This window comes from Enterobacter sp. 22499 (assembly GCF_052044815.1).
GTDB lineage: Bacteria > Pseudomonadota > Gammaproteobacteria > Enterobacterales > Enterobacteriaceae > Enterobacter > Enterobacter bugandensis.
This window is the reverse complement of the sequence record NZ_JBQENR010000001.1, coordinates 194,328-210,815: the sequence shown is the minus strand read 5'-3', so window position 1 is coordinate 210,815 and position 16,488 is coordinate 194,328. Positions and strand designations below refer to the sequence as shown.

Here is a 16,488-nt window from a genome sequence, read left to right as displayed (position 1 = left end):
GGGTCCCTGATATGCGTCTTCACTAAACGTAGCAAACTTTCGGCTTTCCGTTGTGCTGGCATCCGTTGCTGAAACCCCTTAAAATGGCATTTAAAATACATTTTAAAAATTCAAATTAATGGATAAATTAAACAAACCTGAACAGGCGCTTAACCTTCCCGCAGGCTATTTTGGCATGGTGCTGGGCATCATCGGCATGGGTTTCGCCTGGCGATACGCCAGCACCCTGTGGCCGGTGACGCGCTGGCCGGGTGAGATTCTGGTCGCTCTCGCAGTTGCCTGCTGGTTTTTACTGACGACGGCGTTTATTACCCGTGCGATCCGTTTCCCGCACAGCGTGCTGGCAGAGATGCGCCACCCGGTAATGAGCAGCTTCGTCAGCCTTTTTCCGGCTACCACCATGCTGGTCGCCATCGGTTTTGTGCCCTGGTTCCGCCCGGTATCGCTGGCGCTGTTCGGCGTGGGCGTGGTGTTACAGCTTGCTTATTCCGCCTGGCAAAGCGCCGGGCTCTGGCGAGGCAGGCACCCGCAGGAGGCTACCACGCCCGGATTGTATCTGCCGACGGTGGCGAATAATTTCATCAGCGCGATGGCGTGCGGTGCTCTGGGGTTCAACGATGCAGGGCTCGTTTTTCTCGGCGCGGGCGTCTTTTCCTGGCTCAGCCTGGAGCCGGTGATCCTCCAGCGTCTTCGCAGCGCCGGGGAGCTTCCCACCGCGCAGCGCACCGCTTTAGGCATTCAGCTGGCGCCCGCGCTGGTGGCGTGCAGCGCCTGGTTTAGCGTCAACGGTGGGGAAGCCGACACCTTCGCCAAAATGCTGTTCGGCTACGGCCTGTTGCAGTTGCTCTTTATGCTGCGCCTGCTGCCGTGGTATGTGTCTCAGCCGTTTAATGCCTCCTTCTGGAGTTTCTCGTTTGGCGTGTCGGCTCTGGCTACCACCGGGCTGCATCTGGGTCACGGCAGTTCGTCTGGATTCTTCCACGCCATTGCCGTGCCGCTGTTTATCTTTACCAATCTCATCATTGGGATGCTGTTGGTCCGTACGTTTATTCTGCTGATTCAGGGCAAACTTCTGGTGCGCACTGATAAGGCACTGCTTATGCAATCTGAGGAAAAATAATGGCTGTCGATGAAAATTACTTTACAGAGAAATATGGCTTAACCCGTACGCATTCAGAGGTGCTGTACAGCGCGGGGATCGTAAAGCCCGGCAAGACATTGGATCTGGGCTGCGGAAATGGCCGCAACAGCCTTTACCTGGCGGCCAACGGCCACGAGGTGACCGCCTGGGATAAAAACCCGATGAGCGTTGATAACATTGAGCGTATCAAGGCGGCAGAAGGGATTGAGAATCTGCACACTGCCGTCAAAGATCTTAACAGCCTGAGCTTTGACGGCGAGTACGACTTTATTCTCTCCACCGTGGTGCTGATGTTCCTGGAGGCGAAAACCATCCCGGGCCTTATCGCCAACATGCAGCGCTGCACCAAACCCGGCGGCTACAACCTGATCGTTGCCGCGATGGACACGGCGGATTACCCGTGCACCGTCGGCTTCCCGTTTGCGTTCAAAAGCGGTGAGCTGAGCAGCTACTACGAAGGCTGGGAGCTGCTCAAATACAACGAAGAGGTTGGCGAACTGCATCGCACCGATGAAAACGGCAACCGCATCAAGCTGCGCTTTGCCACCATGCTGGCGCGCAAGCCCGCTTAACGGGCGGCCAGCAGGCAGATCTGCAGGGCAGTCTTGTAAGACGCCTCGAACGACGACAGCGGCAGGAACTCAAACTTCGAGTGGAAATTATGCGCGCCGGTGAAGAAGTTCGGGGTGAGTAGCCCTTTTGCCGACAGCGCCGCACCGTCCGTGCCGCCGCGCATAGGGATCGGTTTTGGGGTGATGCCGAGCGATTCCATCGCCTCAAACATCAGGTCGATGGCGCGCCGGTCTTCACCAATCGCATTGCTGATGTTGCTGTAGGTATCTTCAATGCGATAGTCGACCTTCGCCGTCGGGTGTTGGGCGGCAATCAGCGCGGCGACGTCCGCAATCTGCTGCTTGCGGGCGTCAAAGCTGGCTTTATCAAAATCGCGAATATTAGCCTTTAGCACGGCGTCGTTCTGTCCGGCCTGAATGCCGTTAAACCAGATATAGCCCTCGCGGCCCTCGGTGCACTCCGGGGTTTGCTGGCGGTCGAAATGGCTGATGAAGTCGGTCGCCATCAATAACGGGTTCACCAGTACCCCTTTGGCGGACATCGGGTGCGCCGTCACGCCGGTGAAGTGGATCTCTGCCGCTGCCGCGTTAAAATTCTCGTAAACAATTTCTCCCAGCTCACAGCAGTCGATGGTCCAGGCAAAGTCCACGTCGAAGCGTTTCAGATCCAACGCCTTGGCGCCGTTCAGGCCAATCTCTTCGTCGGGCACAAACGCGACCACAATGTCGCCATGCTGATGCGCAGCGGTGAGGTTTTCCAGTACGGTCATTACCACCGTCACCGCCGCTTTATTGTCTGCGCCCAATACGCTGGTACCGTCGCTGAAAATAATCTCCTCATTCGGATAAGCCAAAATTTCCGGGTGTTCGTTCACGCGCAGCCAGATGTCTTTTTCCTTATTCAGACAGAGATCTTCACCATTAAACGTTAATATTTGTGGATGAATATTCGGTGATAAACCGACGTCTACCGTATCAATGTGGGTAATAAAGCCGATGCGCGGTGCGCCGGGCACGTTGCCCTTTTTCACTGCCGTCACGGTCGCGAATTCGTCAATCACGATGTCGTCTAAACCCAGCTGCGCCAGCTCCTGCGCCAGCTCTCGCGCCATGTCGTGCTGGCCCGGCGTCGAGGGCAGAGTTTTTACTTTCGGATCGCTCTGGCTGGTAATCGCAAGATAGCGGAAAAAACGGTGCGTTAATTGTCTGGAAAGCGGCGAGCCCATAGTGTTTTCTTCCTTATTTATTTTTCGGGTGTTTGCCACTTCACTTTAATGTTATTTATGAAATGGCAAAAGAATTAATTAGCCGTCGAATTAAAAAGACAGGAATAAATGATGACAAGCAAACGCACAACGTTAACGCTGGCACTCGCTGCGCTCACGGTCAGTTCCACCGTAGCCGCGAAAACGCTGGTGTATTGCTCCGAAGGGTCACCGGAAAACTTTAATCCCCAGTTATACACCTCGGGCACCAGCGTGGATGCCAGCGCAGTGCCGGTTTACAACCGGCTGGTCGATTTCAAACCCGGCACCACGGAGCTGGTGCCGAGCCTGGCAGAGCGCTGGGAGGTGAGCGACGACGGCAAGGTTTATACCTTCCATCTGCGTAAAGGGGTGAAGTTTCAGAGCAATAAATTCTTCACGCCGACCCGCGATTTTAACGCAGATGACGTGATCTTCTCGTTTATGCGCCAGAAGGACGTGAACCATCCCTATCACAACGTCTCAAACGGCAGCTATTCCAACTTCGAAAGCCTGGAGTTTGGCAGCCTGATTACCGCTATTGATAAAGTCGATGACCATACGGTGCGCTTTACCCTGGCGCACCCTGAAGCGCCGTTTGTTGCGGATCTGGCATGGTATTTTGCCTCGATCCTCTCCGCGGAGTATGCCGATGCAATGTTGAAAGCGGGCACGCCGGAGAAGGTGGATATGCAGCCCATTGGCACCGGGCCGTTTAAGCTGGCGCAGTATCAGAAGGATTCCCGCATTCTGTTCACGGCGTTTGCCGACTACTGGCAGGGGAAATCAAAGCTGGACAGGCTTGTCTTTACCATCACCCCGGATCCTTCCGTGCGTTTTGCCAAAATTGAGAAAAACGAATGCCAGGTGATGCCGTTCCCGAACCCGGCGGATCTGCCGCGTATGAAGGCTAATAATGATATTACGCTGATGAGCAAGGCCGGGCTGAACACGGGTTTCCTGGCGTTTAATACCCAAAAACCGCCGCTGGATAACGTGAAGGTTCGCCAGGCGCTGGCGATGGCGATCAATAAGCCGGCCATTATCGACGCGGTGTTCCACGGCACCGGCACCGCGGCGAAAAACCTGCTGCCGCCGGGCGTCTGGAGCGCTGACAGCGAGCTGAAGGATTACGATTACGATCCTGAAAAAGCGAAAGCGTTGCTGAAAGAGGCCGGTTTAGCCGGCGGCATGAGTATTGACCTGTGGGCGATGCCCGTCCAGCGGCCCTATAACCCGAACGCCAGACGGATGGCGGAGATGATTCAGGCTGACTGGGCGAAGGTGGGGGTGCAGACCAAAATTGTTACCTACGAATGGGGCGAATATCTCAAGCGCGTGAAGGACGGTGAACATCAGGCTGCCCTGATGGGCTGGACGACCGCAACGGGCGACCCGGATAACTTCTTTGGCCCGCTGTTTACCTGCACCTCGGCCAACGGCGGTTCGAATTCGGCGAAGTGGTGCTATAAGCCGTTTGATAAAATTATCGCGGAAGCAAAATCAACTACCGATCGCGACAAGCGCGTGGCGCTGTATAAAGAGGCGCAGCAGATCATGCATGACCAGATGCCGGCGGTTATGATTGCGCATTCAACGATCTTCGAACCGGTGCGCAAAGAGGTGACAGGTTACGAAATCGATCCGTTTGGTAAACATTTGTTCTGGCAGGTGGATATTAATCAGTAATTTTCTCTGCCCGGTACGCTGCCGGGCATTCTTTTCGCAATTTGTGCTCCCCACGTCATTTTTTGTCACAACAAACCCGCCGAACTTTTGCTATAACTTCAAATGCATACTTGCAGATTACATGGAAAACTATCATGCGTACTCAAACTTTTTTTAAAGTTGCAGTGCTTACGGGTTTATTGGCAGTGGCGGGCTGTTCTTCAAAAGTCGCGGCTCCAGAACAATATTCAGGCTTTTTAAAAGATTATTCCGGCTTGCAGCAGACGACGTCTGCAACGGGTAAACCAACGCTGCGTTGGGTTGACCCTTCCTATAACGAAGCCAACTATGACAGCATTATCTGGACGCCAATCACCTATTATCCAACGCCAAAACCGACGACTCAGATCGGGAAACAAACCCTTGATGAGCTGCTGAATTACACCAATAACAAAATGAAAACGGCTATTGGTACCCGTAAGCCGATTGTGACCACGCCGGGTAAACACAGCCTGATTTTCCGCGGTGCTATCACCGGGGTGAGTTCGCAGAAAGAAGGCCTGCAGTTCTATGAAGTGGTGCCGGTCGCGCTGGTGGTAGCAGGTACGCAGATGGCTACCGGCCATCGCACCATGGATACCCATCTCTACTTTGAAGGTGAGCTGATCGACGCGGCCACCAATAAACCGGTGATGAAGGTGGTTCGTAAAGGTGAAGGCAAAGAGCTGAATAACGAAAGTACGCCGATGACCTTTGCGACGCTGAAGCAGGTTGTTGACGACATGGCGACGGACGCCACCATGTTTGACGTGCATAAAACAGCGAAATAACGTTAAGCGGCCTGCATTGCGCAGGCCGTTTTTTTTACGCCGTACGCAGGCGCCTGAACCAGGTCTCTGGTTTCGTGAACATCACCATATTCCCGCCAAGAATCAGCAGCAAACCGACGATACCGTTAATGTGCCAGACGTAGCCTTCATACACCGTTGAGATAGAGAGCGCCACCAGCGGGAAGAGCAGCGTACTGTAGGCCGCTTTCCCGGGGCCGATACGTCCCACCAGCGTGAAGTAGGCACCAAAGGCAATCACCGAGCCGAAGAGGGCCAGATAGAGCAGCGCGCCCATATAGGTGACCGTCCATTCCGGGGTAAAACTGTCGCCTCTGAAGAGCGCAATACCCCCCATCACCAGCGTGCCGTAAAGCATAGCCCAGGCGTTGGTGGTCATGGTTTCCAGACCTCTGCGCTGATGGCGCATGCTGATCATATTGCCCAGCGAGAAGCCGTACGTGCCGAGCGCGGAAAGGCCAATGCCCGTCAGGAGCGATACGCTCCAGCCGCTGGCCAGCAGGTCGTCCCAGAAAAGGGTCACGATCCCCACAAGACCCAGCGCCGCCGCCGTCCAGAAACGCGCGGGCGGGCGCTGTCCAAAGAAAATAAAACAGTTAATAGCGTTGTAGAGCACCGCCATGGAGAAGATCACCGATTCCAGCCCGGTGTTGATGTGTGCCGCCGCGGTATAAAAACACCAGAAGTTAAAGCAGAAGACGCAGCATCCCTGAAGCATGCAGAACAGATGATCCCGCAGCGCCAGCTTACGCAACCGGCGCAGGGCAAGTAACACCACCATCATCGTGGCGCTGGCCACCGCGAAACGCCAGAAAATAGAGACGGGGGCGGGTACGGGACCCTGCTGCAGGAAAATGGCAATCCAGGTGGTTCCCCAGATGATCACCACCAGTCCGTATAATAACGCGTTCATATTTTTTCTCTTCTCAAACCACGGAAGCCCGCAGTATGGCGCTGTCATCGCTCTGGGGCTTTCACCGGCTTGCGGTAGACTTGCAAAATCTTGCGCTTTTTTCTTTTCCGGGGGCTGGCAACGGGGAACAACAGTTCTTAGACTGACAGTTCACTCAATAACGCGCTAACGGTTATGTCTCACGCTTACGATACCTTTGAAACGCTTCGCCAGCAGAATGCGGTCCTGCGGGAAACGGTCGCGCTCAATTCCGGCATTCAGCTGGCGGCGTGGTACAACAAGCACGATACGATAACGGTCAAAAGCAATCATCATACCCTTAGTCTGTACGTCGCCGACGGTTACGAGAGCTATCAAAAGACGCCGGGCGGCTGGAAGAACGGCGGGGGACCGGACCGTTTCTGTCTGATGCCGAAAGAGAGCGAATCGACGTGGGATATCCGCGATGACCTGTCGTTTGTCCATCTCTACTGCACCGATGAACACCTGCGCGATGTGGGCGAAAAAATCTGGGACAAGCGGCCCCTGTCGCTGACTCTGGACGAGCGCATTTTTGGCAGCGACCCGAAGATCACCGCGCTGTACCGCCAGTTTCTGCTCGGCTGCGACTGGCAGCAGCAGGCCAACCAACTCACCCTGAGCACGGCCTCTACGCTGCTGTTGACCCACCTGCTGCAAAACTACGCCAACGTTCAGTGGAAGCTCCCGGTCGTTACCGGCGGGCTATCGCCGTTTGTTCTGCGCAACGTGCTGGCTTTTATTGAAGAAAACCTCGGACAGCCCCTGACGCTGGCCGATCTGGCGGCGCAGGCCGCACTCAGCGAATACCATTTTGCCCGCATGTTCCGCCAGTCGACGGGGCTGGCGCCGCATCAGTACGTTATGCAACGGCGCATGGAAAAAGCGAAAAACCTGGTGCAGCATACCTCGACGCCGCTGACGGATATCGCGCTGGCCTGCGGGTTTAACTCCGCCAGCCACTTCAGTAACCGTTTTCGCAGCGTCATGGGCATCACGCCGTCACAGCTGCGCGCGGCGAGCGCGTGAAAACAGGGCATAGCTTACACCGCCCAGCACCAGCCCCCAGAATGCCGAGCCGATGCCCAGGATCGTGACGCCGCTTGCGGTCATCAGAAACGTGACGATAGCCGCGTCGCGCTCCGCTTCATGATTCAGCGCCTGATATAAACTCCCGCTGATGGTACCCAGCAGCGCCAGACCGGCCAGCGTCTGGATCCAGCTGAGCGGCAGCGCTGCCATTATCCCGGTGATGGATCCGCCGAACACTCCCGCCAGCAGATAAAACCCGCCGGCCGCGATGGCCGCCAGCCAGCGTTTACCGGCATCGGGATGGGCATCCGGGCTTTGACAGATAGCGGCGGTAATGGCGGCTATGCAGATGGAAAAGACGCCGAAGGGGGACAACAGCAGCGCCAGCCCGCCGGTTAAAATAATGAGCGGTGAGACCGCCAGCGGATAGCCGGACGCTTTCATGGTCGCGAAACCGGGCGCATTTTGCGAGGCCATGGTCACCAGGAAGAAGGGCAAGCCGATGCTCACCAGGCTGGTGAAGGTGAACGTGGGCGCAATAAACTCAGGTATCACGAAGGAAATGGTGATTTTATCGGTGACAACGTCACCTCCCGCCCACGCCACGATCCCGCCCACCAGCAGCGTAACGACGATTGCATAGCGCGGTGCCAGCGCTTTCGCCAGCAGCCACGCGGCAATCATGCTGCCGCACAGCAGAAAGTGCCCGTCCAGATGGGCAAACGCATGCAGCCCAAACTGCAGGAGTACGCCTGCCAGCATGGCCGCAGCCAGTGAATGTGGGATCAGCTTCATCAGGCGGGCGAAAAGCCCGGTCATGCCGCAGAGTAAAATGAGCGCGTTGGCGAAGATAAACACGCCGATTGTCTCGGCCAGCGTCACGCCGTGCAGGCTGGTGGCGAGTAGCGCCGCGCCGGGCGTAGACCAGGCGGTCAGCACCGGAGCTTTATACCACCAGGAGAGCGCCAGCGTGCTGACGCCCATCCCAACCCCCAGCGCGGTCATCCAGCCCGCAATCTGCTGCGCGCTGGCGCCTGCCGCCGCGGCGGCCTGCCAGATGATGGCTGCCGAACTGGCGTAACCGACCAGAACGGCGACAAATCCAGCCAGTACGACTGGAACGAGATGAGAGGTAGGGCGCATAGAAACTCCGCTGTGCGTTATAACGTCCGCGATAAGGTAACACTGTGCGCTATAGCGTACAAGTGGTATGCTCAGGGCCATCAGGAGGGAGCATGGACATTACACAACATCTTGCAGCAACGCTGAAAACGCTGCGCCAGGCGCGCGGCTGGAGTTTGTCGAAGCTGGCGGACGAAACGGGCGTGTCGAAAGCGATGCTCGGGCAAATCGAGCGCAATGAGTCCAGCCCGACGGTGTCGACGCTGTGGAAAATTGCCACCGGGCTGAACGTCCCGTTTTCCGCTTTCATTACGCCAGAGGCGGACAGGCCAGCTGTGTTTGATTCACAGCAGCAGGCGATGGTGGTCAAACCGCTCTTTCCCTGGGATGAGACGCTCCGGTTCGATCATTTCTCCATCACGCTGGCACCGGGGGCCCTGAGCGAGTCCACGCCGCATGAGGCAGGCGTGATTGAACATGTGGTGGTCATCAGCGGCGAGCTGGAGATGAACATCAACGACGAGTGGCAGACGGTTCATGCCGATTCTGGCGTCCGTTTTGCCGGCGATAAACCGCACGCCTACCGCAACAGCAGCGACAGGCCGGTGCATTTTCACTCTCTGATCCATTATCCCCGCTGAGGCTACGCAAAACTGTTTCGCTGGCGCATACTTCTGACTACAATAGCCGCCATTTTGACCATAACGGATAACGACGAAGTATGCGCCTGCAATCCCATCATCTTGAACTTTTAAGCCCGGCCCGCGACGCCGCCATTGCCCGTGAAGCGATCCTTCATGGCGCTGACGCCGTCTACATCGGCGGCCCTGGCTTCGGTGCCCGCCATAACGCCAGCAACAGCCTGCGCGATATTGCCGATCTGGTGCCGTTCGCCCACCGTTTCGGGGCGAAAGTGTTCGTGACCCTGAACACCATTCTTCATGATGATGAGCTGGAGCCCGCGCAGCGTCTGATTACCGATCTCTACCAGACCGGCGTCGATGCCCTGATTGTTCAGGATATGGGCGTGCTTGAGCTGGATATTCCGCCTATCGAACTGCATGCCAGCACCCAGTGCGATATCCGCACGGTTGAGAAGGCGAAGTTTCTCTCCGACGTGGGCTTTTCGCAGATCGTTCTGGCCCGCGAGCTGAACCTCAATCAGATCCGCGATATTCACCAGGCAACCGACGCGACGATCGAATTCTTTATCCACGGCGCGCTGTGCGTGGCCTATTCCGGCCAGTGCAACATTTCCCACGCCCAGACGGGCCGCAGCGCCAACCGCGGCGACTGCTCGCAGGCCTGCCGTCTGCCGTATACCCTGAAAGACGACCAGGGTCGCGTGGTGGCGTTCGAAAAACACCTGCTTTCCATGAAGGATAACGATCAGACCGCCAACCTGGGCGCGCTGATCGACGCGGGCGTGCGTTCCTTTAAGATTGAAGGGCGCTACAAAGATATGAGCTACGTGAAGAACATCACCGCGCACTATCGCCAGATGCTGGACGCCATCATCGAAGATCGCGGTGACCTGGCGCGCGCCTCGGCCGGTCGTACCGAACATTTCTTTATTCCGTCAACGGACAAAACCTTCCACCGCGGCAGCACGGACTATTTCGTGAACGCCCGCAAAGGGGATATCGGCGCGTTTGACTCACCGAAGTTTATCGGTTTACCGGTCGGTGAAGTGTTGAAAGTGGCGAAAGATCATCTGGACGTTGAAGTGACCGAGCCGCTGGCGAACGGCGACGGCCTGAACGTGATGATTAAGCGTGAAGTGGTGGGCTTCCGCGCCAACACGGTCGAAAAAACCGGCGAGAACCGCTACCGCGTCTGGCCGAATGAAATGCCTGCCGATCTCTACAAGGCAAGGCCGAACGCGCCGCTCAACCGTAACCTGGATCATAACTGGCAGCAGGCGTTGCTGAAAACCTCCAGCGAGCGTCGCATCGCGGTGGACATTGAGCTGGGCGGCTGGGAAGAGCAGCTGATCCTGACCATGACCTGCGAAGACGGCATCAGCGTAACGCATACGCTTGATGGTCTGTTCGAGGTGGCAAACAACGCGGATAAAGCGCTTAACAGCCTGAAGGACGGCGTAGCGAAGCTGGGCCAGACGATTTACTACGCGCGCGCCATCGAGGTTAATCTGCCGGACGCGCTGTTCGTGCCGAATAGCCTGCTGAACCAGTTCCGCCGCGAAACGGCAGAGATGCTGGATGCCGCACGCCTGGCGCAGTATCCGCGCGGCAGCCGTAAGGCCGAATCCGTTCCTGCGCCTGTGTATCCGGACACCCATTTATCGTTCCTGGCCAACGTTTACAACCATAAAGCGCGTGAATTTTATCATCGCCACGGCGTGCAGCTTATCGACGCGGCCTATGAAGCGCACGAAGAGAAGGGCGATGTGCCGGTGATGATCACCAAGCACTGCCTGCGCTTTGCTTTTAACCTGTGCCCGAAACAGGCGAAAGGGAATATTAAAAGCTGGAAGGCCACCCCCATGCAGCTGGTCAACGGTGACGAAGTTCTGACCCTGAAGTTTGACTGCCGTCCTTGCGAAATGCATGTTATCGGAAAAATGAAAAACCACATTTTCAAAATGCCACCGCCGGGCAGCATCGTTGCGTCCGTGAGCCCCGACGATCTGATGAAAACCCTTCCGAAACGCAAGGGCAGTTAATTACCTTACGTGCGTGTCCGGTTTGCGCGATTTCTGCCACAGGTGGTGTTCGCGCAAACCCTCCGCTGACTCTTCCGCTACACTGCGTAACTCGTCACTGTCGGCCTCATGCCGCAGCTGATGCTCCACATTCTTTACCCAAACATATTCATGGCCTTTGTGCCCGGCCATCAGCTGGCCGGAAAAGAGGGCACAAATAAGCATGATAAAAGATAGCCCTTTTTTGAACATAAATTCACCGAATAAGAACAGCGCGGGGAAATCATGCCAATTATTGTTTAGGGTTATTATTCAAAATTTCAAAATAGCGCAAAGAAAATGTCAAATAACGTGGGTTCATAATACCGATTAGGATTTTTCTTAAAATATATGTGCGTTTTTGTAAACCTCCTATTTCTGGTCCATAGTTGGATGTTCGCTTTAAGGATAAATCCTATATAATAGTGAATCTCTGGCTAAGGAATGGGTCATTCATAAATGAAAAAAATAATAGCGTTTTCGCTTCTGGCTGTTGCGGTAGGTGCCGTTGCAGCGATTCGTTATGCAGGTAATGACGAACCAGAATATATTCAGTCCGCTGAAATTCGCGTTGGTTCCTATTTAACCAGCGACTATGGACGCGTAGCCTGCACTAGTAAAAGAGTAAATGAACAGCGCTGGGAATTAGACTGCACCCATCCGGCACGGGGAAAAACATTCCAGTTTGCGGTATATCCCTCTGAAAAGGCTCCCTATGGCGTATCGCGATCGTTTTATCTCGAGGCCCTTAACGATGATGCCAGGCAGAGCGCTGAGCAGGGCCTGATGCGCTATTTACAAATCAACACCAGCGCGAGTTAATCAGGCTGTTTAGCTTTCGTTGAGACAGCCAGTGTTAGTTTGTATGAGATCCGCTGCCCGACCATGGAGCGTCGGGGACGTAGAGACCAAAATACAAATCTATCCATGCAAGCATTTACCGCCAGATAATGGCGGTTTTTTTTGCGCTTTTGCCGCTAGCGGGCAGTATCAGAACGTGAAAATTGTTTGCGATACTGAGCCGGGGAAAGCGCAAACTGCTGACGAAAATGATGACGCAGCGTCGACGCCTGACCAAACCCGGTCTGTTCCGCGATGCTGTCGATGCTTAAACGGCTGCTCTCCAGATAATCTTTTGCTCTCAGCAGGCGTTCATTAAGCAGCCAGCGTGCGGGCGTCGTGCCCGTTGCCGCCTCGAAGCGACGAAGAAAGGTGCGCTGGCTCATGCCGACCCGACGCGCCAGCGAGTCGACGCTGTGCGGCTCGACAAGGTGCGTGTGCAGAAAATCAAACAGCTGGCCCAGGCGCTGACTCTCACGCAGCTGCGCCACCGGGCGGCTCAACTGCTGCGGCTGTGAACCATCCCGGTGAGGGGGGATCACCAGCCGACGCGCCACGCTGTTGGCGGTTTCCATGCCATAGTCCCGCCGGACGATGTGCAGACAGAGATCGATTCCCGCCGCGCTGCCCGCGGAGGTCAGGATATCGCCCTCGTCCTGGTAGAGCACATCCTCAACCACCTCGATGTCAGGGTAGCGAACCTTAAGCGCGTCAATGTAGCGCCAGTGCGTCGTGGCTTTACGTCCGTTCAGCAGCCCCGTAGCGGCCAGCACGAACACGCCCGAGCAGATGGACAGAAGCTGACATCCGCGCGCGCTGGCCTGGCGCAGCGCCTCGCAGAGCGCCGGAGGAACCGGTGAGTCCAGCCCCCGCCAGCCGGGAACCACGATCAGGTCCGCCGACGCAAGCAGGCTCAAGTCCCCATCGGTAACGATGCGGATCCCGCCGGTCGCCCGCAGTTCTCCGCTATCCACGCTCGCCACCGCAAAACGATACCAGTCGTCGCCCAGCTCCGGACGCGGCAGGCCAAAAATCTCAACCGCCACGCCAAACTCAAAGGTACATAGCCCGTCATACGCCAGCACCACCACCTGCGGGCGGGTAACCTGTCTTAAGTTTGTCATCTTTTTGCTGTTTTCTGGCATAAGCGAGCGCATTCACGGGCTGAATTTGTGGATAGAGTAGTGTTAACACAAACGCCAAAGATGAGGAAGGATCATGAGCTATGTTACTGAATTTCCGGCTGCCGAGCCGCAGGAAGCCGTTACCCATTTTCTGCGTCGCCTGAGCGTCGAAACCGACTGCGCCGACGTGCATCACGCCATCGCCAATAATGAGCAGGACTTCGTGCTGCTGCACGTGGTGGGGAGCCCGGAACAGTTTGCCCGCCGCCATGTGCCGGGCGCACTGCATATGCCGTGGAGCCAGATGACCGCTGAGCGCATGGCCCAATGGCCGGAAGGGACGCTGTTTGTCGTCTACTGCGCCGGACCGCACTGTAACGGCGCTGACAGAGCCGCGCTGAAGCTGGCGCGTCTCGGGCTGCCGGTCAAAATCATGCTCGGCGGCATCACCGGCTGGGAAGATGAACGCTACGCCTTTGCCAGCCAGGCGCACGCTGACGCGCTGTGAAGATGAATTTTTTTCAACACCCGTGAAATTTTCTCGTTTGCCGGAAACGGTAAGGTATGACATCTTTTTTGGACATTTAGACATCCAGAAGTCTAAAGATTTGAATAATGAATTATCACTGCGGGCAATTAATACCGGCAGACTGAGGAGATTTCCATGCAACGACAGCACGCCCCATACCGCGCCGACGTAGTCGGCAGCTTTTTACGCCCGGATACCATCAAGCAGGCTCGCCTGAAGTTCGCCAGCGGCGAGATTGATGCCGGACAGCTTCGCGCGGTGGAGGACGAGGCTATTCGCCACGTCGTCGAGCAGCAGTGCGCGTGCGGCCTGCATGTGGTGACCGACGGTGAATTTCGCCGTGCCTGGTGGCACTTCGATTTCTTCGACGGTCTTCAGGGCGTTGAGCGTTACGATTCACAGCAGGGGATTCAGTTCAACGGAGTACAAACCAAAGCCCACGGCGTGCGCGTGACCGGCAAGCTGGGCTTTGGCGATCACCCGATGCTGGAAGACTTCCGCTATCTGAAAAGCATCAGCGGCAATGCCCAGCCGAAGATGACCATTCCCAGCCCAAGCGTGCTCCATTTCCGCGGCGGGCGCAAAGACATCGACGCGACGGTGTACCCGGATCTGAACGACTATTTCGACGATCTGGCAACCACCTGGCGCGACGCCATCCGCGCATTCTACGACGCGGGCTGCCGTTATCTGCAGTTGGACGACACCGTCTGGGCCTACCTCTGCTCGGACGACCAGCGCCGTCAGATCCGCGAGCGCGGCGACGATGCCGATGAGCTGGCGCAAATCTATGCCCGCGTACTGAACAAGGCCCTGGAAGGCAAGCCGGAGGATCTGACCATCGGGCTGCACGTCTGCCGCGGTAACTTCCGTTCAACCTGGATTTCCGAAGGCGGCTACGAGCCGGTGGCGGAAGTGCTGTTCGGGACGGTCAACGTTGACGCATTCTTCCTGGAATACGATAACGACCGCAGCGGGGATTTCGCGCCGCTGCGCTTCGTTCGCCCGGGCAAGCAGCAGGTGGTGCTGGGCCTGATCACCACGAAAAACGGTGAGCTGGAGAACCCGGAAGGCGTGAAGGCCCGTCTGGAAGAGGCGGCGAAATACGTGGCGAAAGAGCAAATCTGCCTCAGCCCGCAGTGCGGTTTTGCCTCCACCGAAGAGGGCAACAGCCTGAGCGAGTCCCAGCAGTGGGATAAGGTCCGTCTGGTGACGCAGATCGCCAGCGAAGTCTGGTAAAAGCGCTTCCTCAGCGCTGCATTATAAAAGTGCAGCGCTGTGCCATTCTGAGTCGTTCTCTTTACATCCTGCCGTCTGTCTCCTGCAATAGCGCTTCCTCCATTCTGGCATCCTTTTTGCTCCTGCTTCGCTGACACCTTTATTTCCGCGTCCATGCCGTAACGGACGTTTTCGCACAGCGTTCTTTTTCAGGAGTGAAAATATGCAGCGTCGTACCTTATTAAAAGCCTTTGCGTTATCCGCGTCCGTCGTGGCGATGGGAATGAGTTTTGGCGTGCAGGCGGCCGACACCATCAAAGTGGGGATCATGCACTCTCTGTCCGGCACGATGGCCATCTCCGAAACCCCGCTGAAGGACGTCGCCCTGATGACCATCGACGAGATCAACGCCAAAGGCGGCGTGCTGGGTAAGAAACTGGAGCCTGTGGTGGTGGATCCAGCCTCAAACTGGCCGCTGTTTGCCGAGAAGGCACGCCAGCTGCTGAGCCAGGATAAAGTGGCGGTGGTGTTCGGCTGCTGGACGTCGGTTTCGCGCAAATCCGTGCTGCCGGTGTTTGAGGAGCTGAACGGCCTGCTGTTCTATCCGGTGCAGTATGAAGGCGAAGAGATGTCGCCAAACGTCTTCTATACCGGCGCGGCGCCGAACCAGCAGGCCATCCCGGCGGTGGAATACCTGATGAGCGAGGACGGCGGCGGGGCGAAGCGCTTCTTCCTGCTGGGTACCGACTACGTTTACCCGCGCACCACCAACAAGATCCTGCGCGCGTTCCTGCATTCGAAAGGGGTGGAGGATAAGGACATCGAAGAGGTTTACACCCCGTTTGGTCACAGCGACTACCAGACCATCGTCGCCAGCATCAAGAAATTCTCCGCCGGCGGCAAAACCGCCGTGGTGTCGACCATCAACGGCGACTCCAACGTGCCGTTCTACAAAGAGCTGGCTAACCAGGGGCTGAAGGCCACCGACGTGCCGGTGGTGGCATTCTCCGTCGGCGAAGAAGAGCTACGCGGAATCGACACCAAACCGCTGGTGGGTAACCTGGCGGCGTGGAACTACTTTGAGTCCGTGGATAATCCAACCAACCAGGCGTTCGTCGCGGATTACAAAGCCTATGCGAAGGCGCACAAGCTGCCGAATGCCGATACCGTGGTGACCAACGACCCGATGGAGGCGACTTACGTGGGGATCCATATGTGGGCACAGGCGGTGGAAAAAGCAGGCACCACCGACGTGGATAAGGTGCGCGCGGCGATGGCCGGTCAGTCATTTAAGGCGCCGTCTGGCTTTACGCTCACCATGGATGCTACCAACCATCATCTGCATAAGCCGGTCATGATCGGTGAAATTGAAGGCAACGGCCAGTTCAACGTGGTCTGGCAGACGGAACAGCCGGTGCGCGCCCAGCCGTGGAGTCCGTTCATCGCCGGGAATGACAAAAAGCCCGACCAGCCGATGAAAACCGCCAGCAACTAGGCCATTGCCTCAGGGAGAAA

Annotated in this window: 16 protein-coding genes; 11 read left to right on the top strand and 5 right to left on the bottom strand. The window is 56.6% G+C overall.

What is annotated here, in order from left to right; translation table 11 throughout:
* Nucleotides 1–118: 118 nt before the first annotated feature.
* Together tehA and tehB are read left to right on the top strand one after the other, a co-directional pair.
* Nucleotides 119–1,120 (top strand): dicarboxylate transporter/tellurite-resistance protein TehA, encoded by a 1,002-nt coding sequence (tehA, locus tag ACTJI7_RS01005; protein WP_041910036.1) that lies wholly within the window; start codon nt 119–121, stop codon nt 1,118–1,120.
* Nucleotides 1,120–1,713 carry a tellurite resistance methyltransferase TehB gene (gene tehB, locus ACTJI7_RS01000; protein WP_028013116.1) on the top strand — a complete coding sequence of 198 codons (594 nt, stop codon included), beginning with the start codon at nt 1,120–1,122 and terminating at the stop codon, nt 1,711–1,713. Before tehA ends, tehB begins: the two co-directional genes overlap by 1 nt.
* Here tehB and pepT read toward each other — a convergent pair.
* Nucleotides 1,710–2,939: a peptidase T gene (gene pepT, locus ACTJI7_RS00995; RefSeq protein ID WP_088205423.1), complete on the bottom strand. Its 1,230-nt coding sequence runs from the start codon at nt 2,937–2,939 to the stop codon at nt 1,710–1,712. The two genes, tehB and pepT, sit on opposite strands and share 4 nt — an antisense overlap.
* 111 nt (nt 2,940–3,050) lie before the next feature.
* On the opposite strand from pepT, the gene ACTJI7_RS00990 reads away from it, so the two are divergent.
* Nucleotides 3,051–4,646, top strand: coding sequence for an ABC transporter substrate-binding protein (locus tag ACTJI7_RS00990; protein WP_236307675.1), 1,596 nt, complete (start codon nt 3,051–3,053; stop codon nt 4,644–4,646).
* Between the two features lie 134 nt (nt 4,647–4,780).
* Nucleotides 4,781–5,455, top strand: coding sequence for a DUF3313 domain-containing protein (locus tag ACTJI7_RS00985; protein ID WP_028013119.1), 675 nt, complete (start codon nt 4,781–4,783; stop codon nt 5,453–5,455).
* Nucleotides 5,456–5,489: 34 nt separating this feature from the next.
* Here the strand turns inward: ACTJI7_RS00985 and ACTJI7_RS00980 are convergent, their stop codons facing one another.
* On the bottom strand, nt 5,490–6,386 hold the full coding sequence (locus tag ACTJI7_RS00980; protein ID WP_047365193.1) for a DMT family transporter: 897 nt from the start codon (nt 6,384–6,386) through the stop codon (nt 5,490–5,492).
* A gap of 174 nt (nt 6,387–6,560) precedes the next feature.
* Here ACTJI7_RS00980 and ACTJI7_RS00975 point away from each other — a divergent pair, with 174 nt between their 5' ends.
* Complete coding sequence (locus tag ACTJI7_RS00975; protein ID WP_047365191.1) at nt 6,561–7,433, top strand: helix-turn-helix transcriptional regulator; 873 nt, start codon at nt 6,561–6,563, stop codon at nt 7,431–7,433.
* Here ACTJI7_RS00975 and ACTJI7_RS00970 read toward each other — a convergent pair.
* Entirely contained in the window at nt 7,407–8,579 is a 1,173-nt protein-coding gene (locus ACTJI7_RS00970; RefSeq protein WP_236307663.1) for a benzoate/H(+) symporter BenE family transporter, read from the bottom strand. The genes ACTJI7_RS00975 and ACTJI7_RS00970 overlap by 27 nt on opposite strands.
* 92 nt (nt 8,580–8,671) lie before the next feature.
* Between ACTJI7_RS00970 and ACTJI7_RS00965 the strand changes: the two genes are divergently transcribed.
* On the top strand, nt 8,672–9,199 hold the full coding sequence (locus ACTJI7_RS00965) for a helix-turn-helix domain-containing protein (protein ID WP_045260498.1): 528 nt from the start codon (nt 8,672–8,674) through the stop codon (nt 9,197–9,199).
* An 80-nt stretch (nt 9,200–9,279) separates the two neighbouring features.
* A complete protein-coding gene (locus ACTJI7_RS00960; protein ID WP_048958188.1) occupies nt 9,280–11,244 on the top strand; it encodes a peptidase U32 family protein in 1,965 nt (654 codons plus the stop codon).
* Here ACTJI7_RS00960 and ACTJI7_RS00955 read toward each other — a convergent pair whose 3' ends face one another.
* Nucleotides 11,245–11,475 (bottom strand): DUF2554 family protein, encoded by a 231-nt coding sequence (locus ACTJI7_RS00955; RefSeq protein WP_047368536.1) that lies wholly within the window; start codon nt 11,473–11,475, stop codon nt 11,245–11,247.
* Nucleotides 11,476–11,721: 246 nt separating this feature from the next.
* On the opposite strand from ACTJI7_RS00955, the gene ACTJI7_RS00950 reads away from it, so the two are divergent.
* Nucleotides 11,722–12,084: a hypothetical protein gene (locus ACTJI7_RS00950; RefSeq protein ID WP_045260501.1), complete on the top strand. Its 363-nt coding sequence runs from the start codon at nt 11,722–11,724 to the stop codon at nt 12,082–12,084.
* Between the two features lie 155 nt (nt 12,085–12,239).
* Here the strand turns inward: ACTJI7_RS00950 and ftrA are convergent, their stop codons facing one another.
* Nucleotides 12,240–13,247, bottom strand: a complete 1,008-nt coding sequence (gene ftrA, locus ACTJI7_RS00945) for a transcriptional regulator FtrA (RefSeq protein ID WP_063154049.1) — start codon at nt 13,245–13,247, stop codon at nt 12,240–12,242.
* Between the two features lie 73 nt (nt 13,248–13,320).
* Here ftrA and ACTJI7_RS00940 point away from each other — a divergent pair, with 73 nt between their 5' ends.
* The 3 genes from ACTJI7_RS00940 to urtA all read left to right on the top strand — a co-directional run bounded on the left by ACTJI7_RS00940 (nt 13,321) and on the right by urtA (nt 16,468).
* On the top strand, nt 13,321–13,734 hold the full coding sequence (locus ACTJI7_RS00940; RefSeq protein WP_041910013.1) for a rhodanese-like domain-containing protein: 414 nt from the start codon (nt 13,321–13,323) through the stop codon (nt 13,732–13,734).
* A gap of 156 nt (nt 13,735–13,890) precedes the next feature.
* Nucleotides 13,891–14,994 (top strand): cobalamin-independent methionine synthase II family protein, encoded by a 1,104-nt coding sequence (locus ACTJI7_RS00935; protein ID WP_063154050.1) that lies wholly within the window; start codon nt 13,891–13,893, stop codon nt 14,992–14,994.
* Nucleotides 14,995–15,196: 202 nt separating this feature from the next.
* Nucleotides 15,197–16,468 carry an urea ABC transporter substrate-binding protein gene (gene urtA, locus ACTJI7_RS00930; RefSeq protein WP_028013130.1) on the top strand — a complete coding sequence of 424 codons (1,272 nt, stop codon included), beginning with the start codon at nt 15,197–15,199 and terminating at the stop codon, nt 16,466–16,468.
* The last annotated feature ends 20 nt before the right edge of the window (nt 16,469–16,488 follow it).